23 protein-coding genes and 1 pseudogene are annotated in these 23,371 nt (G+C 64.6%); 14 read left to right on the top strand and 10 right to left on the bottom strand.

All coding sequences use genetic code 11. The features are described from left to right. The first annotated feature begins 52 nt into the window (after nucleotides 1-52). The 11 genes from ffh (at nucleotide 53) to RTI28_RS03350 (ending at nucleotide 10,233) form a co-directional block, all read left to right on the top strand. On the top strand, nucleotides 53-1,429 hold the full coding sequence (gene ffh, locus RTI28_RS03400) for a signal recognition particle protein (RefSeq protein ID WP_042122090.1): 1,377 nt from the start codon (nucleotides 53-55) through the stop codon (nucleotides 1,427-1,429). A gap of 233 nt (nucleotides 1,430-1,662) precedes the next feature. Beyond that, nucleotides 1,663-1,914: a 30S ribosomal protein S16 gene (rpsP, locus tag RTI28_RS03395; protein ID WP_042122088.1), complete on the top strand. Its 252-nt coding sequence runs from the start codon at nucleotides 1,663-1,665 to the stop codon at nucleotides 1,912-1,914. A gap of 5 nt (nucleotides 1,915-1,919) precedes the next feature. After that, nucleotides 1,920-2,456 carry a ribosome maturation factor RimM gene (rimM, locus tag RTI28_RS03390; RefSeq protein WP_042122086.1) on the top strand — a complete coding sequence of 179 codons (537 nt, stop codon included), beginning with the start codon at nucleotides 1,920-1,922 and terminating at the stop codon, nucleotides 2,454-2,456. 3 nt (nucleotides 2,457-2,459) lie between these two features. Further along, nucleotides 2,460-3,212 (top strand): tRNA (guanosine(37)-N1)-methyltransferase TrmD, encoded by a 753-nt coding sequence (gene trmD / locus RTI28_RS03385; protein ID WP_316919134.1) that lies wholly within the window; start codon nucleotides 2,460-2,462, stop codon nucleotides 3,210-3,212. Nucleotides 3,213-3,253: 41 nt separating this feature from the next. After that, nucleotides 3,254-3,604: a 50S ribosomal protein L19 gene (rplS, locus tag RTI28_RS03380; protein WP_042122082.1), complete on the top strand. Its 351-nt coding sequence runs from the start codon at nucleotides 3,254-3,256 to the stop codon at nucleotides 3,602-3,604. 156 nt (nucleotides 3,605-3,760) lie between these two features. Then, a complete protein-coding gene (gene xerD / locus RTI28_RS03375; protein WP_316919133.1) occupies nucleotides 3,761-4,657 on the top strand; it encodes a site-specific tyrosine recombinase XerD in 897 nt (298 codons plus the stop codon). A gap of 141 nt (nucleotides 4,658-4,798) precedes the next feature. Next, on the top strand, nucleotides 4,799-5,530 hold the full coding sequence (gene dsbC, locus RTI28_RS03370) for a bifunctional protein-disulfide isomerase/oxidoreductase DsbC (protein ID WP_316919132.1): 732 nt from the start codon (nucleotides 4,799-4,801) through the stop codon (nucleotides 5,528-5,530). Between the two features lie 81 nt (nucleotides 5,531-5,611). Beyond that, nucleotides 5,612-6,916, top strand: a complete 1,305-nt coding sequence (locus tag RTI28_RS03365) for a homoserine dehydrogenase (protein WP_042122077.1) — start codon at nucleotides 5,612-5,614, stop codon at nucleotides 6,914-6,916. Nucleotides 6,917-6,973: 57 nt separating this feature from the next. Further along, nucleotides 6,974-8,383, top strand: a complete 1,410-nt coding sequence (gene thrC, locus RTI28_RS03360) for a threonine synthase (RefSeq protein WP_316919131.1) — start codon at nucleotides 6,974-6,976, stop codon at nucleotides 8,381-8,383. Nucleotides 8,384-8,559: 176 nt separating this feature from the next. Further along, complete coding sequence (locus RTI28_RS03355) at nucleotides 8,560-9,780, top strand: EAL domain-containing response regulator (RefSeq protein ID WP_316919130.1); 1,221 nt, start codon at nucleotides 8,560-8,562, stop codon at nucleotides 9,778-9,780. A 168-nt stretch (nucleotides 9,781-9,948) separates the two neighbouring features. After that, nucleotides 9,949-10,233 carry a DUF3509 domain-containing protein gene (locus RTI28_RS03350; RefSeq protein ID WP_316919607.1) on the top strand — a complete coding sequence of 95 codons (285 nt, stop codon included), beginning with the start codon at nucleotides 9,949-9,951 and terminating at the stop codon, nucleotides 10,231-10,233. 158 nt (nucleotides 10,234-10,391) lie between these two features. Here RTI28_RS03350 and RTI28_RS03345 read toward each other — a convergent pair whose 3' ends face one another. Together RTI28_RS03345 and RTI28_RS03340 are read right to left on the bottom strand one after the other, a co-directional pair. After that, nucleotides 10,392-11,222 (bottom strand): TIGR02285 family protein, encoded by an 831-nt coding sequence (locus RTI28_RS03345; protein ID WP_316919129.1) that lies wholly within the window; start codon nucleotides 11,220-11,222, stop codon nucleotides 10,392-10,394. Nucleotides 11,223-11,263: 41 nt separating this feature from the next. Then, complete coding sequence (locus RTI28_RS03340) at nucleotides 11,264-12,463, bottom strand: CaiB/BaiF CoA-transferase family protein (RefSeq protein WP_316919128.1); 1,200 nt, start codon at nucleotides 12,461-12,463, stop codon at nucleotides 11,264-11,266. Between the two features lie 152 nt (nucleotides 12,464-12,615). Here RTI28_RS03340 and RTI28_RS03335 point away from each other — a divergent pair, with 152 nt between their 5' ends. The 3 genes from RTI28_RS03335 (at nucleotide 12,616) to RTI28_RS03325 (ending at nucleotide 16,126) form a co-directional block, all read left to right on the top strand. Further along, nucleotides 12,616-13,158 (top strand): YaeQ family protein, encoded by a 543-nt coding sequence (locus RTI28_RS03335; protein ID WP_042122065.1) that lies wholly within the window; start codon nucleotides 12,616-12,618, stop codon nucleotides 13,156-13,158. A gap of 46 nt (nucleotides 13,159-13,204) precedes the next feature. Beyond that, entirely contained in the window at nucleotides 13,205-14,914 is a 1,710-nt protein-coding gene (recJ, locus tag RTI28_RS03330; protein WP_316919127.1) for a single-stranded-DNA-specific exonuclease RecJ, read from the top strand. A gap of 105 nt (nucleotides 14,915-15,019) precedes the next feature. Continuing rightward, complete coding sequence (locus tag RTI28_RS03325; RefSeq protein ID WP_316919126.1) at nucleotides 15,020-16,126, top strand: NADH:flavin oxidoreductase/NADH oxidase; 1,107 nt, start codon at nucleotides 15,020-15,022, stop codon at nucleotides 16,124-16,126. Nucleotides 16,127-16,162: 36 nt separating this feature from the next. Here the strand turns inward: RTI28_RS03325 and RTI28_RS03320 are convergent, their stop codons facing one another. The 8 genes and pseudogenes from RTI28_RS03320 to RTI28_RS03285 form a co-directional block, all read right to left on the bottom strand. Then, entirely contained in the window at nucleotides 16,163-16,495 is a 333-nt protein-coding gene (locus RTI28_RS03320; RefSeq protein WP_316919125.1) for a type II toxin-antitoxin system HicB family antitoxin, read from the bottom strand. Continuing rightward, nucleotides 16,492-16,722, bottom strand: a complete 231-nt coding sequence (locus tag RTI28_RS03315) for a type II toxin-antitoxin system HicA family toxin (RefSeq protein ID WP_316919124.1) — start codon at nucleotides 16,720-16,722, stop codon at nucleotides 16,492-16,494. The genes RTI28_RS03320 and RTI28_RS03315 overlap by 4 nt, the downstream gene beginning before the upstream one ends. A gap of 229 nt (nucleotides 16,723-16,951) precedes the next feature. Next, nucleotides 16,952-18,814, bottom strand: coding sequence for an FAD-dependent oxidoreductase (locus RTI28_RS03310; RefSeq protein WP_316919123.1), 1,863 nt, complete (start codon nucleotides 18,812-18,814; stop codon nucleotides 16,952-16,954). Between the two features lie 9 nt (nucleotides 18,815-18,823). Continuing rightward, on the bottom strand, nucleotides 18,824-20,248 hold the full coding sequence (locus RTI28_RS03305) for a gamma-aminobutyraldehyde dehydrogenase (protein WP_316919122.1): 1,425 nt from the start codon (nucleotides 20,246-20,248) through the stop codon (nucleotides 18,824-18,826). Between the two features lie 28 nt (nucleotides 20,249-20,276). Beyond that, nucleotides 20,277-21,083, bottom strand: a complete 807-nt coding sequence (locus tag RTI28_RS03300) for an ABC transporter permease (RefSeq protein ID WP_316919121.1) — start codon at nucleotides 21,081-21,083, stop codon at nucleotides 20,277-20,279. Next, nucleotides 21,073-22,026 carry an ABC transporter permease gene (locus RTI28_RS03295; protein ID WP_316919120.1) on the bottom strand — a complete coding sequence of 318 codons (954 nt, stop codon included), beginning with the start codon at nucleotides 22,024-22,026 and terminating at the stop codon, nucleotides 21,073-21,075. The genes RTI28_RS03300 and RTI28_RS03295 overlap by 11 nt, the downstream gene beginning before the upstream one ends. A gap of 1 nt (nucleotide 22,027) precedes the next feature. Next, nucleotides 22,028-23,065, bottom strand: a complete 1,038-nt coding sequence (locus RTI28_RS03290; protein WP_316919119.1) for an ABC transporter ATP-binding protein — start codon at nucleotides 23,063-23,065, stop codon at nucleotides 22,028-22,030. A gap of 108 nt (nucleotides 23,066-23,173) precedes the next feature. Then, nucleotides 23,174-23,305 (bottom strand): annotated as a pseudogene (locus tag RTI28_RS03285) (spermidine/putrescine ABC transporter substrate-binding protein); the annotation flags it as partial. Between the last annotated feature and the right edge of the window lie 66 nt (nucleotides 23,306-23,371).

The raw sequence follows: 23,371 nt of genomic DNA, 5'->3' as shown, positions 1-23,371 counted from the left end.
CGCGCCCCTGGGCTGGCTAAACCCCGGTTCCACAGAGCCTGAAAGGATCCCCATGTTTGAAAACCTGACCGATCGTCTGTCACAGACGCTGCGCCATGTCACCGGCAAGGCCAAGCTGAATGAAGACAACATCAAAGACACCCTGCGCGAAGTGCGCATGGCGTTGCTCGAAGCCGACGTCGCCCTGCCGGTGGTCAAGGACTTCGTCAACAAGGTCAAGGAACGTGCGGTCGGTACCGAGGTTTCCCGCAGCCTGACCCCGGGCCAGGCGTTCGTGAAGATCGTCCAGGCCGAGCTCGAAGAGCTGATGGGCGCGGCCAACGAAGACCTGAGCCTGAACGCCGCGCCACCTGCGGTGGTGCTGATGGCCGGTCTGCAGGGTGCGGGTAAAACCACGACTGCCGGCAAGCTGGCGCGCTTCCTCAAGGAACGCAAGAAGAAGACCGTCATGGTCGTCTCCGCCGACGTCTACCGCCCGGCGGCGATCAAGCAGCTGGAAACCCTGGCCAACGACATCGGCGTGACCTTCTTCCCGTCCGACATCAGCCAGAAGCCGGTGGCCATCGCTGAAGCGGCGATTCGCGAAGCCAAGCTGAAATTCATCGACGTGGTCATCGTCGACACCGCCGGTCGCCTGCACGTCGACGCGGAAATGATGACCGAGATCAAGGACCTGCACGCCGCGGTCAAGCCGATCGAGACGCTGTTCGTGGTCGACGCCATGACCGGCCAGGACGCCGCCAACACCGCCAAGGCCTTCGGCGACGCACTGCCGCTGACCGGCGTGGTGCTGACCAAGGTCGACGGCGACGCCCGTGGCGGTGCCGCGCTGTCGGTGCGCGCCATCACCGGCAAGCCGATCAAGTTCATCGGCATGGGCGAGAAGACCGAGGCCCTGGAGCCGTTCCACCCGGACCGTATCGCCTCGCGCATCCTCGGCATGGGCGACGTGCTCAGCCTGATCGAGCAGGCCGAGCAGAACATCGACAAGGCCAAGGCCGACAAGCTGGCCAAGAAGCTGAAGAAGGGCAAGGGCTTCGACCTCGAAGACTTCCGCGACCAGCTGCAGCAGATGAAGAACATGGGCGGCCTCGGCGGCCTGATGGACAAGCTGCCGAGCATCGGCGGGGTCAACCTGGCGCAGATGGGCAACGCCCAGGGCGCGGCCGAGAAGCAGTTCAAGCAGATGGAGGCGATCATCAACTCCATGACCCCGGCCGAGCGTCGCGACCCGGACCTGATCAGCGGCTCGCGCAAGCGCCGCATCGCCCTCGGTTCCGGCACCCAGGTGCAGGACATCGGTCGCCTGATCAAGCAGCACAAGCAGATGCAGAAAATGATGAAGAAGTTTTCTGCCAAGGGCGGCATGGCCAAGATGATGCGCGGCCTGGGCGGCATGATGCCCGGCGGCGGCATGCCCAAGCTGTAAACCCGATTCCGGGGAGGTGTCGCGTGCGGCGCCTTCCTTGAAACCCGCCTTGGCGGGAAAATCGCTGCCTTATATAGGACAGCCTCATTGCAGATCTGTATGACAGACAGGCAGTTGCCAGAAAAAAGGCATTTGCAAAAGTCCGTGTATTCCCTGAGAATATGCGGCCTTTCGGGCACCCGTGCCCGCTTGGCCTATAGATTTGCAGCACCGACTACAGGAACGATGTTCACATGGTAACCATCCGTCTTGCCCGTGGCGGCTCCAAAAAGCGCCCATTCTACCACCTCACCGTGACCAACAGCCGCAACGCGCGCGATGGTCGTTTCGTTGAGCGTATCGGCTTCTTCAACCCGATTGCTTCGGGCGCAGAAGTCAAACTGTCCGTAAACCAAGAGCGCGCCACCTACTGGCTGGCTCAAGGTGCACAGCCGTCTGAGCGCGTTGCTCAGCTGCTGAAGGAAGCTGCCAAGGCCGCTGCCTGAGCAATATGAACGCGACGCCAGAAAATGCGGACGACCTGATCGTCGTCGGCAAGATTTTTTCGGTACACGGCGTTCGCGGCGAGGTGAAGGTGTTTTCCTTTACCGATCCGATCGACAACCTGTTGCAGTACCGCCACTGGACGCTTCGGCGCGAAGGCGTGGTCAAGCAGGTAGAGCTGGTCAAGGGCCGATCCGGTCAAAAGGATCTGGTCGCCAAGCTCAAGGGGCTCGACGATCGCGATGAAGCTCGTCTTCTGAGCGGTTATGAGATCTGTATCTCGCGAAGCCTTTTGCCCAACCTGGCCAACGACGAGTACTACTGGTACCAGCTCGTGGGCCTGAGTGTCATCAACCAGGACGGACATCTGTTCGGCAAGGTTGATCACCTGTTGGAGACCGGCGCGAACGATGTAATGGTGGTCAAGCCCTGTGCTGGCAGCCTGGATGATCGTGAACGGCTATTGCCCTATACCCGGCAATGCGTGTTGGCAATCGACCTGGCGGCAAGCGAAATGAGGGTCGAGTGGGACGCGGATTTCTAAGCAATGGCCAGCCTGCGCGTAGACGTCATCACGTTGTTCCCCGAGATGTTCTCGGCCATCAGTGAGTACGGCATTACCAGCCGAGCGGTGAAACAGGGGTTGTTGCAACTGACCTGCTGGAACCCGCGGGACTACACCACGGATCGACACCATACGGTGGATGATCGGCCTTTTGGCGGTGGTCCGGGCATGGTGATGAAGATCAAACCTCTGGAAGACGCCCTGGTCCAGGCCAGGCAGGCAACCGGAGGAGCGGCGAAGGTGATCTACCTCTCGCCCCAAGGCCGCAAGCTGACTCAGTCGGCGGTCAAGGACCTGGCGACGCATGAATCGTTGATTCTGATAGCCGGGCGTTACGAAGGCATCGACGAGCGTTTCATTGAAGCTCATGTCGATGAAGAGTGGTCGATTGGCGACTATGTACTGTCTGGCGGCGAGCTGCCGGCGATGGTCCTGATCGATGCGGTTACACGGCTGCTGCCCGGAGCTTTAGGGCATGTGGACTCGGCGGAAGAGGATTCCTTCACCGACGGTCTGCTGGATTGCCCGCACTACACCCGACCTGAGGTGTATGCGGATCAGCGTGTTCCCGACGTGTTGCTTAGTGGCAACCATGCACACATCCGGCGTTGGCGTTTACAGCAGTCCCTTGGGCGGACCTGGGAACGACGCGCCGATCTTCTGGAAAGTCGCTCACTTTCTGGAGAAGAGAAGAAGCTGCTCGACGAGTACATTCGCGAGCGGGACGATAGTTAACGTATCGATGGTAAATCCGAGATTTGCCTTAGGAGCACAAGATGACCAACAAAATCATTCAGCAGATCGAAGCTGAGCAGATGAGCAAAGAGATCCCGACCTTTGCCCCGGGCGACACCGTTGTCGTTCAGGTGAAAGTGAAGGAAGGCGACCGTTCCCGTCTGCAGGCGTTCGAAGGCGTTGTAATCGCCAAGCGCAACCGTGGTCTGAACAGCGCATTCACCGTTCGCAAAATCTCCAACGGTGTTGGCGTTGAGCGTACTTTCCAGACCTACAGCCCGCAAATCGACAGCCTGGCCGTGAAACGTCGTGGTGACGTGCGTAAAGCCAAGCTGTACTACCTGCGTGACCTGTCCGGTAAAGCAGCTCGCATCAAGGAAAAACTGGCCTGAGTCCAGTCCGACCTTTGCGAAAGAAAGGGCAGCCTACGGGCTGCCCTTTTTGTTTTTGCGTTACGCGAACCCTGGGGGAGCGGGTTCCCCTGATCCGCGGGGTTGTGGAAGACTAGCGGCATCCCGGCGCACCCAGCGCCCCGCTTTCGAGTTCCCATGCCTGCCATCGACCACCCCCTGATCGACCAGTTTCTCGATGCCCTGTGGCTGGAGAAAGGTCTTTCCGACAATACCCGTGTCTCCTACCGCAGCGATCTGGCCCTGTTCAACGGCTGGCTGCAGGAAAAAGGCATCGCGCTGCCCGATGCCGGTCGCGAGTTGCTCCTCGATCACCTTGCCTGGCGCCTCGACAACGCCTACAAGCCGCGCTCCACGGCGCGCTTCCTGTCCGGCGCGCGTGGCTTCTATCGTTACCTGCTGCGGGAAAAACTGATCGCCGTCGATCCCACCCTGCAGGTGGAAATGCCGCAACTGGGCCGGCCGTTGCCCAAGTCCCTGTCGGAAGCCGATGTCGAAGCGCTGCTGCGCGCCCCGGACCTGAGCGAGGACATCGGCCAGCGTGACCGCGCCATGCTCGAAGTGCTCTACGCCTGCGGCCTGCGGGTGACCGAGCTGGTCAGCCTGACCCTCGACCAGATCAACCTGCGCCAGGGCGTGCTGCGGGTGATGGGCAAGGGCAGCAAGGAGCGCCTGGTGCCCATGGGCGAGGAGGCGGTGGTCTGGCTCGAGCGCTACCTGCGCGACGGACGCAACGGCCTGCTCAACGGTCGTCCCAGCGATGTGCTGTTTCCCAGCCTGCGCGGCGAGGAAATGACCCGCCAGACCTTCTGGCATCGCATCAAGCATCACGCCAGGGTCGCGGGCATCGACAAGGCGCTGTCGCCGCACACCCTGCGCCATGCCTTCGCCACCCACCTGCTCAACCACGGCGCCGACCTGCGCGTGGTGCAGATGCTGCTGGGGCACAGCGACCTGTCGACCACGCAGATCTACACCCATGTGGCCAAGGCCCGCCTGCAGGAGCTGCATGCCCGCCACCATCCACGCGGTTAGCGGCCCATTTGGCGCTTCACGGGGCCCGTTACCCCCCGATGAATGTGTTAGTCTTCGGCAGTACACGTCCTGGGCCGGCGAAATCCCCGCGTTTTCAGCACGGGCGTCCCTGATGCCGGTTCCCATGTAAGGAGTTCCCCCATGCGTTTGATCCAGACCCTTGCGGCCGCCGCCCTGGCGCTGGTCACCTCGTTCGCCGTGGCCGACGATGCTGAACAGGCGATCCGCAAGACCCTGAAATCCCTGGAATCGGAAGTGCCGGTCGACAGCATTTCCTCCAGCCCGCTCAACGGCCTCTACGAGGTCAAGCTGCAGGGCGGGCGTGTCCTGTATGCCAGCGCCGACGGCCAGTTCCTGGTCCAGGGCTACCTGTTCCAGATGCAGGACGGCAAGCCGGTCAACCTCACCGAGAAGACCGAACGACAGGCCATCGCCAAGACCATCAACGCCATTCCTGCCGCGGAAATGGTGGTTTATCCTGCCAAGGGCCCAGTCAAGTCGCACATCACGGTGTTCACCGACACCACCTGCCCGTACTGCCACAAGCTGCATGCCGAAGTACCCGAGCTCAACCGCCTGGGCATCGAAGTGCGCTACGTCGCCTTTCCGCGCCAGGGCCTCGGCTCGCCGGGCGATGAGCAACTGCAGGCGGTCTGGTGTTCCAAGGACCGCAACGGCGCCCTGGACAAGATGATCGACGGCAAGGAAATCAAGGCCGCCAAGTGCGAGAACCCGGTTGGCAAGCAGTTCGCCATGGGCCAGTCGATCGGCGTCAACGGCACGCCGGCCATCGTCCTCGAGGACGGCCAGGTGATCCCCGGCTACCAGCCGGCGCCGCAAGTGGCCAAGCTGGCCCTGGCCAGCAGCAAGTAATTCAATCAGCGGGCCGCCTTCATGGGGAGGCGGCCTTTTTCACGACCGGCCGTGTGCCGGTCGTTCAATGGGGAGTTCACAGTGAAACCGGTCAAAGTAGGCATCTGTGGGTTGGGGACCGTCGGTGGCGGAACCTTCAATGTTCTTAAGCGAAACGCCGAGGAAATCGCCCGTCGCGCCGGGCGTGGAATCGAAGTGGCACAGATTGCCATGCGTTCGCCCAACCCGAACTGCCAGATTACCGGTACCCCCATTACCGCTGACGTGTTCGAGGTGGCGAGCAACCCCGAGATCGATATTGTCATTGAACTGATTGGTGGCTATACCGTGGCCCGCGAGCTGGTGCTCAAGGCCATCGACAATGGCAAGCACGTGGTCACCGCGAACAAGGCGCTGATCGCCGTGCACGGCAACGAGATCTTCGCCCGCGCCCGCGAGAAGGGCGTCATCGTCGCCTTCGAAGCCGCGGTGGCCGGCGGCATCCCGGTGATCAAGGCGATCCGCGAAGGCCTCTCGGCCAACCGCATCAACTGGGTTGCCGGCATCATCAACGGCACCGGCAACTTCATCCTCACCGAAATGCGCGAGAAAGGCCGCACCTTCCCTGACGTCCTGGCCGAAGCCCAGGCGCTGGGTTATGCCGAAGCCGACCCGACCTTCGACGTCGAAGGCATCGACGCCGCGCACAAGCTGACCATCCTCGCGTCCATCGCCTTCGGCATTCCGCTGCAGTTCGACAAGGCCTACACCGAGGGCATCACCCAGCTGACCACCGCCGACGTCAACTACGCCGAGGCCCTGGGCTACCGCATCAAGCACCTGGGCGTGGCCCGCAGCACCGCTGCCGGCATCGAGCTGCGCGTGCACCCGACCCTGATTCCGGCCGACCGCCTGATCGCCAACGTCAATGGCGTGATGAACGCGGTCATGGTCAACGGCGACGCCGCCGGCTCCACCCTGTTCTACGGCGCCGGTGCCGGCATGGAGCCGACCGCCTCGTCGGTGGTCGCCGACCTGGTGGATGTGGTCCGTGCGATGACCTCCGACCCGGAAAACCGCGTTCCGCACCTGGCCTTCCAGCCGGATTCGCTGTCCGCCCATCCGATCCTGCCGATCGAAGCCTGCGAAACCGCGTACTACCTGCGCATCCAGGCCAAGGACCATCCGGGCGTACTGGCCCAGGTGGCGAGCATCCTCTCCGAGCGCGGTATCAACATCGAATCGATCATGCAGAAGGACGTCGAAGAACAGGACGGCCTGGTACCGATGATCCTGCTGACCCACGAGGTGCAGGAACAACGCATGAACGACGCGATCGTCGCCCTGGAAGCCTTGCAGGACGTGATCGGCAAGGTCGTGCGGATCCGCGTCGAACAACTCAATTAATTCCAGCCGCGAGTCGCGCGAGGCGCGCGGCTTGCGGCTCAAAGAAAGGTTTGTGTCATGCGCTATATCAGTACCCGCGGCCAGGCTCCGGCCCTGAATTTCGAAGACGTGCTGCTGGCTGGCCTGGCCAGCGACGGCGGCCTCTACGTACCGGAGAACCTGCCGCGCTTCACCCAGGAAGAGATCGCGTCCTGGGCCGGCCTGCCGTATCACGAGCTGGCGTTCCGGGTCATGCGCCCGTTCGTCACCGGCAGCATCGCCGATGCCGACTTCAAGAAAATCCTCGAAGAAACCTACGGTGAGTTCGCCCACGCCGCGGTCGCCCCGCTGCGTCAGTTGAACAGCAACGAGTGGGTACTGGAGCTGTTCCACGGCCCGACCCTGGCGTTCAAGGACTTCGCCCTGCAACTGCTCGGTCGCCTGCTCGACCACGTCCTGGCCAAGCGCGGCGAGCGCGTGGTGATCATCGGCGCCACCAGCGGTGACACCGGTTCCGCGGCCATCGAAGGTTGCCGCCGTTGCGACAACGTCGACATCTTCATCCTGCACCCGCACCAGCGCGTGTCGGAAGTCCAGCGCCGGCAGATGACCACCATCCTCGGCGAGAACATCCACAACATCGCCATCGAAGGCAACTTCGACGACTGCCAGGAGATGGTCAAGGCCAGCTTCGCCGACCAGGGCTTCCTCAAGGGCACCCGCCTGGTGGCGGTCAACTCGATCAACTGGGCGCGGATCATGGCCCAGATCGTCTACTACTTCCACGCGGCGCTGCAGCTCGGCGGCCCGGCCCGTTCGGTGGCGTTCTCGGTGCCGACCGGCAACTTCGGCGACATCTTCGCCGGCTACCTGGCGCGCAACATGGGCCTGCCGATCAGCCAACTGATCGTCGCGACCAACCGCAACGACATCCTGCACCGCTTCATGAGCGGCAACCAGTACGTCAAGGAAACCCTGCACGCGACCCTGTCGCCGTCCATGGACATCATGGTTTCGTCGAACTTCGAACGCCTGCTGTTCGACCTGCACGGTCGTAATGGCGCGGCGATCGCCGAGCTGATGGCGAACTTCAAGCAGGGCGGCGGCTTCAGCGTCGAGCAGGATCGCTGGACCGAGGCCCGCAAGCTGTTCGACTCGCTGGCCGTGGATGACGCGCAGACCTGCGAAACCATCGCCGAAGTCTTCGCCCAGACCGGCGAAGTGCTGGATCCGCATACCGCGATCGGCGTCAAGGCCGCCCGCGAATGCCGTCGCAGCCTGGACACCCCGATGGTGGTGCTGGGCACCGCGCATCCGGTCAAGTTCCCCGATGCGGTGGAACAGGCCGGCGTCGCCAAGGCCCTGGAACTGCCGGCGCACCTCTCCGACCTGTTCTCGCGGGAAGAGCGCTGCACCGTCCTGGCCAACGACCTGGGCAAGGTCCAGGCATTCGTCAGCCAGCATGGCAATCGTGGCAAGCCGCTGTAAGCGATACCGGTAAAAAAGCCCGTCCTGCGTGACGGGCTTTTTTGTTTGCGGCCGGGCGCGGCATGGGCGCTCCGGCAGCCATCGGAAATGGAAGCCCATCCTTCGGATTTGTCCTATAGGGGGGCCGGGAGGATTTCCCTAGAGTTGCGTCTTCGTGCCGTCACGGAGAACTGTCCATGCACTCGCTCAAGGTCCTTATCCTCGAAGACCATCCCTTTCAGCTCATGGCATTGCACCAGGTGCTCAATGCCAATGGTGTGTTCGACGTGCTCGCGGCGGACTCGGTGATCTGTGCCATGCAGATGCTCGAACGCCGCGGGCCGGTGGATGTGGCCATCTGCGACCTGTACATGGAGGGCCCCGACGGCCTGGCGATGATCCGTCATCTCGCCGAGAAGCGCCTGGCCTCGGCCCTGGTCGTGCTCAGCGATGCCGAACCGGCCCTGCTCGACAACATCGCCGAACTCGCCCCGCAACTGGGCCTGCGCCTGCTTGGTTGCCTGCAGAAGCCGGCCAGCGGCGTGACGCTGCACCGTCTGCTCGGCGAGTACCACGACAGCGCCAGCGAGCCCGTGGCCATCAGTACCGCGCCGCAGATCATCGAGCTGGGCAGGCTGTCCCCCGAGCAACTGGCCCATTCGCGCGCGCAATGGAAAGTGAACTACCAACCCAGGCTCGACGTCGACGGCGTGTTGCTCGCGGTCGAGGCCTCGGTGCGCTGGCAGCACCCAACCCTCGGTTTGCTGGCGCCCGGGCAGTTCTTCACGGTGATGCAGGGTGCCGGCCTGCTGGACATGCTGACCTGGCACGTACTGGACAAGGCGCTGGCGGTCAGTGCGGCGATTCGCCTGGACGGCGACCGGCCACTGCCCATGGCGGTCAACGTACCGCCGGCGCTGTTGCTCGGGACGACCTTCGTCGACCGCCTGGCGGCGCTGCTGCGCCAGCATCGATTGCCTGCCGGGAGCCTCACCCTGGCCGTGGATGAGCGTCATTGCGGCCGGCTCGAGGCTGCCCAGTTGCGGCAGCTGGCGGCCCTGCGTCGCTTTGGCTGCCGTCTGTGTCTCGACGGATTCGGACGGGGCACGACGAACCTGCGCCAGCTGTTCGATCTGCCGCTGAACGAACTGAAACTTGCCGCCGGCTTCGTGCGCGCAATGGCCGAGGACGGCACCCGGGCGGCGGTGGTCGCGGCGGCGCTGATCCTGGCCCGACGCTGCGAACTGGACGTGGTGGTGAACGACGTCGATACCCTGACCGACTGGCAGGCCGTGCAGGGCCTGGGGCGGCCGCTGGTGCAGGGCGATTTCCTCGCCCGGCCGATGTCCGGTGGCGAACTGCTCAAATGGATCAGCGGCCGCGACAGCGCAAACCCGGGCCGGAAGGGCGTGGCGTAAGGATTGGTGGCTTTTTGATACTGCGGCGCCAGGGCACGTTCAATCTGTCATCTTTCCCCGGCATGCTCGCTTGAACCCTTGGTGAAAGCCCCGTTTCGCCGAACTTTTCCGGCGTTGGCGGAGTCAGTCGAAGACCACTTGGTGCTAGCGAGGTGAACAGTGAACACGATGGAATCGGTGAGCTTGTTGCTCAATGAAGCCTTGGCACCCTACCAGGTCGTTCTGGCGCCGGCGGGGAGTGGCGACTTCAGCTTGTCGCTGCTCGACGAGCATGGCTTCGACGTGCTGCAACGCAGCGCCCGCGCCAGCCAGTTGCAGGACCAGCGCCTGCTGGTGGATCTGGTGGATGGCCTGCGCCGCGATCTGCGCATCGCCGAAGGGCGTTTGCAACCCTGTGTGATCGCGGCCTGGCAACATGCCCGGCAGGGTCGCGGTTTATCGGCTACCTTGTGAGAGGAACCTTTACCCTCCATGGCAATCAGACATCCTACAGGCAGGTAGATGGCATTTTGCTCCGATGCTGACTGACTGCTTGCACGCAAGGTCACCCATGGCCTTCGTTTAACCCCGTTCGGGCTCCCCACCGTTCGGGGTTTCTTTTTGCCCGCGATTCAGGGGTGGTCGTCGTCGAAGAAATGCGCGGCGTCGCGCAGGTAGGTTTCGCGGGTCTGCGCATCGAGCCAGTCGGCGTAGAGCGGCGGCAGCGTGTCCTGGCGCATCTGCAGCAGCAACTGGTTGACGTGGCTAACCGCCTCGCGCCCGAGCGGTGTATCGGAGCAGCCGACATGAATGAACTGATAATCGGCCATGCCCTGGATCGGATAGAAGGTCAGCGTCTCCGCTGGCTGGCCCAGGTCCTGGGTCAGGTAGCGCACCTCGGGCCAGTAGCCCAGCAGCCATTTCAGTCGGCCCAGGCTCTGCATCTGCAGCAGGCTGCGCACGGCGTCGTTGCCGTAGTGCGGGGTGAGGCTGTCCGCCGGGGTGGCCTTGAGCAGGCTATCCACCGGCGGGCTGTAGCTGCGTTCGGCAACCATGCCCAGGCGCGCGGTCTGGCTCGCCAGCAGCGCCTTGAGGTCGACCTTGCCGTCGACCAGGAACGGCTCGACCATCGCCGCGTCCTGCCTGCGCACGATCAGGCCGTTGCTCAGGGTGCCCATGCTCGGCAGCGAGAAATGGATGAAGCGCGCCCGTTCCGGAGTCCACAGCAGCGTCGCATCGCAGGTGAAGCTGGGTTCCTGGAGCATCTGCATGGCCCGGGCGCGGTTGACGCGCATGATGCTGTGATCGTACTCGGGCATCTGCTCGATCAGCCGCACGAGCATCTGGTCCACGGCGCCCTGGCCTTTGCGCGAGCCTTCGAAGATGGTCAGCGGCGGCAGGTCACGCAGCAGCCAGATCAGTCGTTCCTTGGCCGACACCATGCTGGAGGTGCTCAGCAGCATGCCGAGCAGCAGCCCCAGGCCGGTGCCGCGCCAAGGCCGATTCAGATGGCACCCTGCTCGCGCAGGTCACTGATGGCCGCGGCGCTGTAGCCCAGCTCGCCAAGCAACTGCTCGGTGTGCTCGCCCAGCTTCGGCCCGACCCATTCGCTGGAACCGGGGGTGTCGGAGAGCTTGGGCACGATGCCGGGCATCTTGAACGGCTTGCCGTCCGGCAGCTTCGCCTGGAGGAACATCTCGCGGGCGAGGAATTGCGGGTCGGTGAACATGTCCTCGGCGCTATAGATGCGGCTGGCGGGCACCTCGGCGTCGGTGAGGGTCTTCATCAGGCTGTCCAGCGGCACGCTGTTGGCCCAGCGATCGATCACCCCGTACAGCTCGTCGCGGCGCAGGTCGCGGCCGTCGTTGCTGGCCAGGCTCGGGTCCTCGGCCAGGTCGCTGCGACCGATGGCGAGCATGAAGCGCTTGAAGATGGCATCGCCGTTGGCGCCGATCTGCACGTGCTTGCCGTCGGCGCTGGTGTGGATGGAGGAGGGGGTGATGCCGGGCATGATGTTGCCGGTGCGCTCGCGGATGAAGCCGAACACGTCGAATTCCGGAACCATGCTTTCCATCATGGCGAAGATCGCCTCGTACAGCGCCACGTCCACCACCTGGCCTTCACCGCCGTTGACCTCGCGATGACGCAGGGCCATCAGCGCGCCGATCACGCCCCACAGGGCGGCGATGGAGTCGCCGATGGAAATCCCCGTGCGTACCGGCGGGCGGTCCTCGAAACCGGTGATGTAGCGCAGGCCGCCCATGGACTCACCGACCGCGCCGAAGCCCGGCTGGTCCTTCATCGGCCCGGTCTGGCCGAAGCCGGACAGGCGCACCATGACCAGCTTCGGGTTCAGCGCCTTGAGCACATCCCAGCCGAGGCCGAGCTTTTCCAGGACGCCGGGGCGGAAGTTCTCGATGAGGATGTCGGCGTCGGCGAGCAGGCGCTTGAGGATCGCCATGCCTTCCGGGTGCTTGAGGTTGAGGGTCAGCGACTGCTTGTTGCGTGCCTGGACGAACCACCACAGCGAGGTGCCCTCGTACAGCTTGCGCCATTTGCGCAGCGGATCGCCGCCGTCCGGTGATTCGACCTTGACCACCTGCGCGCCGAATTCGGCGCAGATGCGTGACGCGAAGGGGCCGGCGATCAGGGTTCCGAGTTCGACGACCTTGAGGCCGGCGAGGGGTTTGCTGGGCAGCGACATGGGGTATCCGTGGCAGGTGGGCAGTGCGCTCGTTTTTATCACAGGGTGAAAGGCTCAGATACTGTTGTAGCGCATGATTGTGGCAGCGCGTCGTCGATTGCCGCCGCATCGGGTAGACTGGGCAACTTTTCCGATACCAGAAGCCCGCCCCCATGGCCCAGCCGTCCACCACCTACAAATTCGAACTGAACCTCACCGACCTCGACCGCGGCGTGTACGAAAGCGTCAAGCAGACCATCGCCCGCCATCCTTCGGAAACCGAGGAGCGCATGGCCGTGCGCCTGCTGGCCTACGCCCTCTGGTACAACGAGAACCTGTCGTTCGGTCGTGGTCTGTCGGATGTCGATGAAGCCGCGCTGTGGGAAAAGAGCCTGGATGACCGCATCCTGCACTGGATCGAAGTCGGCCAGCCGGACGCCGAGCGCCTGACCTGGTGCTCGCGCCGTACCGAGCGCACCAGCCTGCTGGCCTACGGCAGCCTGCGGGTCTGGCAGAACAAGGTGGTGGACGCGGTGAAGGGCCTGAAGAACCTGAACATCGCCGCAGTGCCCCAGGATGTCCTGGAAACCCTGGCCACCGACATGCCGCGCTCGATCAAGTGGGACGTGATGATCAGCGAAGGCACGGTCTTCGTCACCGACGACCGCGGCCAGCACGAAGTGCAATTGGAGTGGTTGCTGGGCGAGCGCGGCTGAGCCGCCTGCGTCCCTCTCGTCTTTATCAGGAAGCCATAGCTGCCCCATGCGTATCGAACCGCGATCCCTGCCGTCGACCCTGCCGTTTCTCGGCGACCTGCCGCCCCTGCTGACCCGCCTCTACGCCGCCCGCGGCGTGCAGAGTGCCGAAGAGCTGGACAAGAGCCTGGCGCGGTTGCTGCCGTTCAGCCTGCTCAAGGGCATCGACGCGGCGGTGGACCTGCTGGTCGAGGCGTTGGCCGGGCGCCAGCGCATTCTCATCGTCGGCGACTTCGATGCCGACGGCGCCACCGCAAGCAGTGTCGGCGTGCTCGGCCTGCGCCTGCTGGGCGCGGCCCACGTCGACTACCTGGTGCCGAACCGCTTCGAATACGGCTACGGCCTGACCCCGGAGATCGTCGCGGTGGCGCTGCAGCGCTCCCCCGACCTGCTGATCACCGTGGACAACGGCATTTCCAGCGTCGACGGCGTGGCCGCGGCGCGGGCGGCGGGGCTGAAAGTGCTGGTCACCGACCACCACCTGCCCGGCCACGAACTGCCGCAGGCCGACGCCATCGTCAACCCGAACCAGCCGGGCTGCGAGTTCCCGAGCAAATCGCTGGCCGGGGTCGGGGTGATCTTCTATGTGCTGATGGCCCTGCGTGCGCGCTTGCGTGCGCTCGGTCACTACAACGACAAAGCGCAGCCGAACCTCGGCGAACTGCTCGACCTGGTAGCCCTGGGCAGCGTCGCCGACGTGGTGCCGCTGGATGCCAACAACCGCATCCTGGTGCATCAGGGCCTCGAGCGGATTCGCGCCGGGCGTGCCCGCCCGGGACTCAAGGCGATCCTCGAAGTGGCCCGCCGCGATCACCGGCGCATTACCTCCACCGACCTCGGCTTCATCCTCGGCCCGCGCCTCAACGCCGCCGGACGGCTGGACGACATGAGCCTGGGCATCGAGTGCCTGCTCAGCGAAGAACCGACGCTGGCGCGGGACATGGCGGTGCAGCTGGACGAACTGAACCAGGACCGCAAGTCCATCGAGCAGGGCATGCAGCGCGAGGCCCTGGCCCAGCTCAAGGACTTGCCGGTTGAGTCGATGCCGTTCGGTCTGTGTCTGTTCGAGGCCGACTGGCACCAAGGGGTGATCGGTATCCTCGCCTCGCGCCTGAAGGAGCGTTACCACCGGCCGACCATCGCCTTCGCCGATGCCGGCGAGGGCATGCTCAAGGGCTCCGCGCGGTCGGTGCCGGGCTTCCATATCCGCGATGCGCTGGATGCCGTGGCGGCGCGTCATCCGCAGTTGATCAGCAAGTTCGGTGGCCACGCCATGGCGGCTGGCCTGTCGCTGCCGGCGGACAACTTCCCGACCTTCGCCGCGGCGTTCGACGAGGAAGTGCGTCGGCAACTGCGCGAAGAGGACCTGACCGGCCGCCTGCTCTCCGACGGCACCCTGGCGGTGGAGGAATTCCACCTGGAACTGGCCCGCGCCCTGCGCCATGCCGGTCCCTGGGGCCAGCACTTCCCCGAGCCGCTGTTCCATGGCGTGTTCCAGCTGGTGGAGCAGCGTGTGGTCGGCGAGCGTCACCTCAAGGTGGTGCTCAAGAGCGAGTGCGGCTCGCTGAAACTCGATGGCATCGCCTTCGGCGTCGATCGCGAGGTCTGGCCCAATCCCACGGTGCGCTGGGTGGAGCTGGCCTACAAGCTCGACGTCAACGAGTTCCGCGGCCAGGAAAGTGTGCAACTGATGATCGCGCATATGGAGCCGCGCTGATCGGGCGTAGGATTGTGGTCTAGGCTGTGTAGGACCGGCACTGAGCCAAAGGGAAGAACGAGCGCTCGGTTCGGCCCACCATTCGGAGTTCTGAGAGGTGCCCTCATGAGCCTGCTACTTGAGCCTTACACCCTGCGTCAGTTGACCCTGCCCAACCGCATCGCCGTTTCGCCCATGTGCCAGTATTCCAGCGTCGACGGCCTGGCCAACGACTGGCACCTGGTCCACCTCGGCAGCCGTGCCGTGGGCGGTGCCGGGCTGATCTTCACCGAGGCCGTGGCGGTCACCGCCGACGGTCGCATCACCGCCCAGGACCTGGGCCTGTGGGACGACGGGCAGATCCCGCCGCTGCAGCGCATCACCCGCTTCGTCACCGCCCAGGGCGCCGTGCCGGGGATCCAGCTGGCCCATGCCGGGCGCAAGGCCAGCACCCATCGGCCATGGTTGGGCAAGCACGGCAGCATCAAGCCGGATGACGGCGGCTGGATCCCGGTGGGCCCGTCGAAGATCGCCTTCGACCCGGAGCACACACCACCGAGTGAACTGAGCGAGGGGCAGATCCGCGACCTCATCGACGCCTTCGTCGCCGCGGCGAAGCGGGCGCTGGTGGCGGGGTTCAAGGTGGTCGAGATCCATGCTGCCCATGGCTACCTGCTCCATCAGTTCCTGTCGCCGTTGAGCAACCAGCGGCGGGACAGCTACGGCAGCTGTTTCGACAACCGCATTCGCCTGACCTTGCAGGTCACCGAGGCGGTGCGCGAGGTATGGCCGGAATCGTTGCCGCTGTTCGTGCGGGTGTCCGCCACCGACTGGGTGGAGGATGGCTGGAACCCGGACGAGACCGTGGAACTGGCCAGGCGCCTGAAGGCGCTGGGGGCGGATCTGATCGATGTGTCGTCCGGCGGTACCTCGGTGCATGCCGAGATCCCCACCGGACCGGGCTACCAGACCCGCTTCGCCGAAAGGGTGCGCAAGGAATCGGGGATTGCCACGGGCACGGTGGGCATGATCACCGAACCTGCGCAGGCCGAGCACATCCTGCGCACCGGGCAGGCCGACCTGATCTTCCTGGCCCGGGAACTGCTGCGCGATCCGTACTGGCCGCTGCATGCCGACGATGACCTGGGCGGCAACAAGGCGGTGTGGCCGGCGCAGTACCAGCGCGCGACCAGTCGCGAGCAGCCGATTCATGAGTCGGATCTGCGGGATTGAACACGAGCGGGGCAGATCTTCAATCTGCCCCGTCCTTCAGGCGTGGGTTGCCTGATTCAATACATCGCTGACCCACTGATTGATGCTCTTGTTTTCCAGCTCTGCCTTGGCGGCGACGCTGGCATGCAATGCTGGCTCCAGGCGCAGGCTCAATTTTCCCGAATAGGCTTTCTGTGGTTCCCGACCCAGTCGGGTGCAAGTCTCCAGATAATCGTCGACTGCTTCCTCGAAAGCCTTGCGCAACTCGACGACGGACTCTGCGTGAAAGCCGATGACATCGCGAATACCTGCCACATGGCCAATCAACAACTGATCGTCATCACTGTATTCGATACGGGCGGCGTAGCCCTTGTAGGTCATTACATTCATGGCGTCACTCCTGCCAGTTCAAGGAACCGGCGTGCATCGCGGATCTGATAGTGCTTGGCATGCTTGTCAGGATGAGGGCGATGGAAGGTCGCCACCTCACCTTTCAATTCGAAACGGACCCGTGAGCCTCTTCCTTCGACGACCAGCGCTCCGAGGCTGACGAGCAGCGACTCGATGCGTGACCATTCGAGGCCCTTGGGTGGTGGTTTGCTGAAGATCAACTTCATGGTATCAAACTATGATACCAGTGAGCAGCACTCAATAAGCGTAGGGTAGGCAGAGGAGGCGAGTAGGGTAGGAATTTTCCTGTAGGAGCGGGCTTGCCCGCGAAAGGACCGCAAAGCGGTCCCCGTTCCCGATCCAGAGTCAGGCAATCAGGGACCGCTGCGCGGTCCTTTCGCAGTGGTTCGTCACACGACAAGCCAGCTCCTACAGCGTCTGCGCGAGATCAGCCCGTCAGCTCAACTCCCCAACCGCCCGCCATGCCTCATCGATCGCCGCATGGGCATACGCACTCCACGCCGCATCCGAGTTGGCGATGCTCACCTTGCCCAGCGGCCTGCGCGCGGTCTTCATCCACTGTTCGGTCTGCTCGGCATCATCGAACAGCGTATTGGTGAAGCACGAATAGCCATGTGACCAACGGTTGACCGTGATCGCCAGGATGTCCTGCTGGTGATCGAAGCCCCCCGGCCCGAGCATGCGCTGCAACTGCTCGCGCAACTGCGCTTCCAGTTGCTCGAAGGTCTGCCCGTACAACCGCGCGCGACCGGCGCGGGCCTGGTCGCGGGCGTTCATGCCCACGTTCGGCGTGGTCGGCACGTAGACCAGGTGCAGGCCGATGGCCTTCGACGGATCCCGCGGATGCTCGTAGCCGCCCATGCTCACCGGATAGTCCAGCTTGATCCGGCTGTACGGCTGGGTCGCGGCATAGATCTCGTGCACGCCGAGCGTGTGGAACGCCTGCCAGTTGCGCACCACCACCTTGGTGTACACCAGCGGGAACTTGACGTTCTGGCTCAGGGCATGGGCCTGCTCCGCCGGCAGGTCGCGCAGCAGGTACGGAATCATCATGTTGTAGCAGGCCATCACGCAGTGCTTGCCACGCACCTGGGCCAGTTGTCCGCCACGGCTGTAGCCGACGTTGACCCCGCCCTCGACGTTGCGCACGCTCACCGCCGTGCTGTTCAGGCGAATGCGCACCGGGTGCGCGGCCTGGTCCAGCTGGCTGTAGTCGAACTGCGCCAGGACGATGTCCTCCATGCCCTTGCCCGGCGCCACCTGGGGAATCAGGTCGCGCACCAGCAGGCGCGCCAGCGAGGCATTGCCGTCGGGGAAGTGGTAGATGTACGGCTCTTCCATCTCCGCCCGGGCTTCTTCGCTGATCGGCTCCAGCTGCATCGCGGCGAAGCCGGGGAAACCGACGTTGTAGGCGTCGGCAGCCGCCACCGCATCGATGCTCAGGGCCATGAAGTCGTTGGTACGGCCCTGGAAGTAGGCCACCGCAGTCGGCGACAGGCCGACGTCCTTGAGCAGGAAGTCGCGATAGCTGGTGCGCTCCAGGTGCTCGTTCTTTTCCTTCAGGCTGCGCCCGGCGAGGTAGTCGCGCGGCGCTTCGTGCAGCTCGATCAGGGCCTTGCGATCGGCTTCCGGCAGCGGGAAGTCGTTGATGAAGTCGCGGATCGAACGGGCGTTCAGGCGCTCCGGGGCGATGTCGTCGGCGACCATCGGGGTCGGGTCGCCGCTGACCAGCTTGTCCTCGCCGAACGTCTCCTTGTCGAAGAACACCGCGCGGGACAGCTTCAGGTCCGGGTAGAAGTTGCGATCGAAGGCCGTCTCGAAGCGCTTGATGTCCACCCCCAGCGCCTTGAGCAGGCCGTTCACTTCCTTGCTGTACAGGTGGTTCGGCGACTGGAACGCCTCGCTGCCGCCATAACCGATGAGGGTCCGTCCATCGGCGCTGAACTCGTTGCGCTTGGCGTGGCCGCCGAAGTCGTCGTGGTTCTCGATCACCAGGATCCGCGCCTGCGGATGGCGCTGGCGGTAGAACCAGGCTGCCGACAGGCCGCTGATGCCGCCGCCGACCACGATCAGGTCATACTGCTCGCTGATCGGCAGGGCGTCGGTGGCGAAGGTCTTCTTCTCCCAGCCCATCTGGTGCGCCACTTCGAAGGCGCCGGCGTGACTGCCACGCAGGCCGGTCAGGCTCGGCGGGTAGTAACGTCCGTCCGGTGCGGCCTGGAGGATCTGCAGCGGGGTCAGCCCTGCCGCGATACCGATGGCGACGCCGTTGAGAAAATCGCGTCGGGTGATCTGCATGGAGAGTCCTTAGTGTTTGAACATCACGTGACGGATGCAGGTGTAGTCTTCCAGGCCGTACATGGACATGTCCTTGCCGTAGCCGGAGAGTTTCTGACCGCCGTGGGGCATTTCGCTGACCAGCATGAAGTGCGTGTTGACCCAGGTGCAGCCGTACTGCAGGCGCGCCGAGACGCGGTGGGCGCGGCCGACGTCGGCGGTCCACAGCGACGAGGCAAGGCCGTAGTCGGAGTCGTTGGCCCAGGCCAGCACCTGCGCCTCGTCGTCGAAGCGGGTCACCGAGACCACCGGGCCGAACACTTCGCGGCGGACGATCTCGTCGTCCTGCTGGGCATCGGCGAGCACGGTCGGTTCGAAGAAGAAGCCGTCGCCCGCTACCGCCTTGCCGCCAGTGACCAGGCGGATATGCGGCTGGGCAATGGCGCGCTCGACGAAGCCGGCGACGCGGTCACGGTGCTGCGCGGTGATCAGCGGGCCGAGCTCGGTGTCCGGGTCGTCCTGCAGACCGTACTTGATGCTCGCCACCGCCGCGCCGAGCTTCTCGACGAACTTTTCGTAGATCCCGCTCTGTGCGTAGATGCGGCAGGCCGCGGTGCAGTCTTGCCCGGCGTTGTAGAAGCCGAAGGTGCGGATGCCTTCCACCGCCGCGTCGATGTCGGCGTCGTCGAAGATGATCACCGGCGCCTTGCCGCCCAGCTCCATGTGCATGCGCTTCACGCTGTCAGCGGTGCTGGAGATGATGTTCGAGCCGGTGGCGATGGAACCGGTCAGCGAGACCATGCGCACCTTCGGATGAGTGACCAGCGGCGCGCCGACGCTCGGGCCCTTGCCGAAGACGATGTTGAGTACGCCGGCAGGGAACAGCTCGGCGGCGATCTGCGCCAGGCGCAGGGCGGTCAGCGGGGTCTGTTCGGACGGCTTGAGCACCACGGTGTTGCCGGCGGCCAGGGCCGGGGCGATCTTCCAGGCGACCATCATCAGCGGGTAGTTCCACGGCGCGATGGAGGCGATCACGCCCACCGGGTCGCGACGGATCATCGAGGTATGGCCCGCCAGGTACTCGCCCGCGGCCGAGCCATTCAGGCAGCGGCTGGCGCCGGCGAAGAAGCGGAACACATCGGCGATGGCCGGGATCTCGTCGTTCAGCGCGGCGGCGTAGGGCTTGCCGCAGTTGGCCGACTCCAGTTTCGCCAGTTCCTCGCCATGGGCCTCGATGGCGTCGGCGAGTTTCAGCAGCAGGCCGGCGCGTTCTTTCGGTGGGGTCTGCGACCAGCCCTCGAAGGCGTGGTCGGCGGCGCGCACGGCGGCGTCGACCTGGGCCGCGGTGGCTTCGTTGATGCTCACCAGGGTGGCGCCCAGGGACGGGTTGAGCACGTCGTAGGCAGGTCCTTCGCCGGCCACCAGTTGGCCGTTGATCAGCAGCTTGGTTTGCATGATTCAGTCCTCGTCGGAAGTCAGGGGGTCACTTGCCGCTGCCGGCAACGCTTTCGCCGCCGCGGGTCAGGTAGTAGGCGCCAAGGATCGGCAGCATGGTCACCATCATGACCAGCATGGCGACGACGTTGGTCACTGGTACATCGCGCGGCCGGCTGAGCTGGTTGAGCAGCCAGATCGGCAGGGTGCGTTCGTGCCCGGCGGTGAAGGTGGTGACGATGATCTCGTCGAATGACAGGGCGAAGGCCAGCATGCCGCCGGCCAGCAGCGCCGAGCCGAGGTTGGGCAGGATGATGTAGCGGAAGGTCTGCCAGCCGTCGGCGCCGAGGTCCATCGAGGCCTCGATCAGGCTCTGCGAGGTGCGCCGCAGGCGGGCGATGACGTTGTTGTAGACGATCACCACGCAGAAGGTCGCGTGACCGACCACGATGGTGAAGATCCCCGGCTCGATGCCCAGGCTCTTGAACGCCGAGAGCAGGGCGATACCGGTGATGATCCCGGGCAGGGCGATCGGCAGGATCAGCATCAGCGAGATGCCTTCCTTGCCGAAGAAGCTGCGCCGGTACAGCGCCGCCGAGGCCAGGGTGCCGAGCACCAGGGCGATCAGGGTGGCGAGGCACGCCACCTGCAGCGACAGCTTGATCGACTCCAGTACGTCGGCGCGTGCGAAGGCCACGCTGAACCACTTCAGGGTGAAGCCCTGGGGCGGGAAGCTGAAGGCCGCGTCCTCGGTGTTGAAGGCGTAGAGGAAGATGATCAGGATCGGGAAGTGCAGGAACAGCAGCCCGCCCCAGGCCGCCAGGCGCAGGCCCAGCGAAGCTTTTTCAGAGTGCATCGAAGGCCCCCAGGCGTTTGACGATGGACAGGTAGAGGGCGATCAGCACGATCGGCACCAGGGTGAAGGCCGCGGCCATCGGCATGTTGCCGATCGCGCCTTGCTGGGCGTAGACCATGCCGCCGATGAAGTAGCCGGGTGGGCCCACCAGTTGCGGGACGATGAAGTCGCCCAGGGTCAGGGAGAAGGTGAAGATCGAGCCCGCGGCGATGCCCGGTACCGACAGCGGCAGGATCACCTGCATGAAGGTCTGCCGCGGGGTCGCGCCGAGGTCCGCCGAGGCGTGCAGCAGCGACGGCGGCAGGCGTTCCAGGGAGGCCTGGATCGGCAGGATCATGAACGGCAGCCAGATGTACACGAAGACCATGAAGCGCCCCAGGTGCGAGGTCGACAGGGTACTGCCGCCCACCCCGGGGATGCCGAGGATGAACTGCAGCACCGGCTCCAGGTGCAGCAACTGCACGAACCACTGGGCCACGCCGCCCTTGGCCAGGAGCAGGGTCCAGGCGTAGGCCTTGACGATGTAGCTGGCCCACATCGGCATCATCACCGCGATGTAGAAGAACGCCTTGGTCTTGCCCGTGGTGTAGCGCGCCATGTAGTAGGCGATGGGGAAGGCCAGGGTGGCGCTGGCGATGGACACGGCGATGGCCATGGTCAGGGTGCGCAGGATGATGTCGAAGTTCGCCGGGTTGAACAGCGCGGCGAAGTTGGCCAGGGTCAGGTCCGGCGTCACCGCCATGGTGAAGTCGTCGAAGGTGTAGAACCCTTGCCACAGCAGGCCCAGCAGCGAGCCGAGGTAGATCGCGCCGAACCAGATCAGCGGCGGGATCAGCAGCAGCGCCAGGTACAGGTTGGGCTTGCGGTAGAGCAGGTTGGAGATGCGCCGCATGGGCGACATCGGTGTCGGCGCCAGGGCCGGTTTTTCCAGGGCCAGGCTCATCTCAGCGACCCTCGCTCAGCACGGTTTCCTGCAGCGGCGTCATTGCCTCGCGGGCCCAGTGCGCGGCCAGGCGCTGGCCTGGCTGCAACTGGGCGACGTCGGCCTGCCACTGGTTGTTGGCCTGGCTGACGTTGAGCAGCTGGCCGTTGTCCAGTTTCAGTTCGTAGCGGGTCGCGCTGCCCTGGTACTGGATGTCGTGGAGCACGCCGCTGATCTGCACCTGGCCGCTGGCCGCGGCTTCGCCGAGGCGGATGTGCTCGGGGCGGATGGAGAACGGCTGGGTGTTGCCGGCGAGCTGGCTGGCGAGGTCGCCACGGAGCACGTTGGAGGTGCCGACGAATTCGGCGACGAAGGTGGTGGCCGGCTTCATGTACAGGTTGCGCGGGGTGTCGACCTGCTCGATGCGGCCGCGGTTGAACACAGCGACGCGGTCGGACATCGACAGCGCTTCGGTCTGGTCGTGGGTGACGAAGATGAAGGTGATGCCGAGCTGGCGCTGGAGTTTCTTCAGCTCGGACTGCATCTGCTCACGCAGTTTCAGGTCGAGGGCGCCCAGCGGTTCGTCGAGCAGCAGCACCCGCGGGCGGTTGACCAGGGCACGGGCCAGGGCCACGCGCTGGCGCTGGCCGCCGGACAGCTGCACCGGCTTGCGCCCGCCGTAGCCGCCGAGGGCGACCATGGCCAGGGCTTCCTCGGCGCGGGCGTGGCGTTCCTGCTTGCCGATGCCCTTGACCTTGAGGCCGTAGGCGACGTTGTCCAGCACGCTCATGTGCGGGAACAGCGCGTAGTCCTGGAACACGGTGTTGACGTCGCGCTGGTAGGGCGGCAGGCCGGCGGCTTCGGCGCCGTGGATGCGGATCGAACCGTGGCTGGGTTGTTCGAAGCCGGCGATCAGGCGCAGGCAGGTGGTCTTGCCTGAGCCGGACGGGCCGAGCATGGAAAAGAACTCGCCGTCCTGGATATCGATGGATACCCGGTCGACGGCCTTGACCTCGCCGAACAGACGGGAAACCTGGGTGAACTGGACTGCAAGGGTCATGGTGCGGTGCTCCGGATAGGCGTGGGTGTGTGCAGCGGCCCAGGCCTGGACGACTGTACTGAGGTGTTAAGGAGGGGCGTTCCCTTGTAGGAGCGTGGCTAGGTTCTGTCAGCGCCCACCCATGATCGCGATGTAGTCCTGGGTCCAGCGGCTGTACGGCACGAACTTGCCGCCCTCGGCCTGCGGGGTCTTCCAGAAGGCGATCTTGTCGAACTGGTCGAAGCCGTTGGTCTTGCACCCCACGCTCCTACAGCAGAGGGGCGTGGCTAGGTTCTGTCAGCGCCCACCCATGATCGCGATGTAGTC

The organism is Pseudomonas sp. zfem002, assembly GCF_032621685.1.
Lineage (GTDB): Bacteria > Pseudomonadota > Gammaproteobacteria > Pseudomonadales > Pseudomonadaceae > Aquipseudomonas > Aquipseudomonas japonica.
Note: the sequence above shows the minus strand (reverse complement) of the source record. Positions and strands in the feature narration are given on the sequence as shown.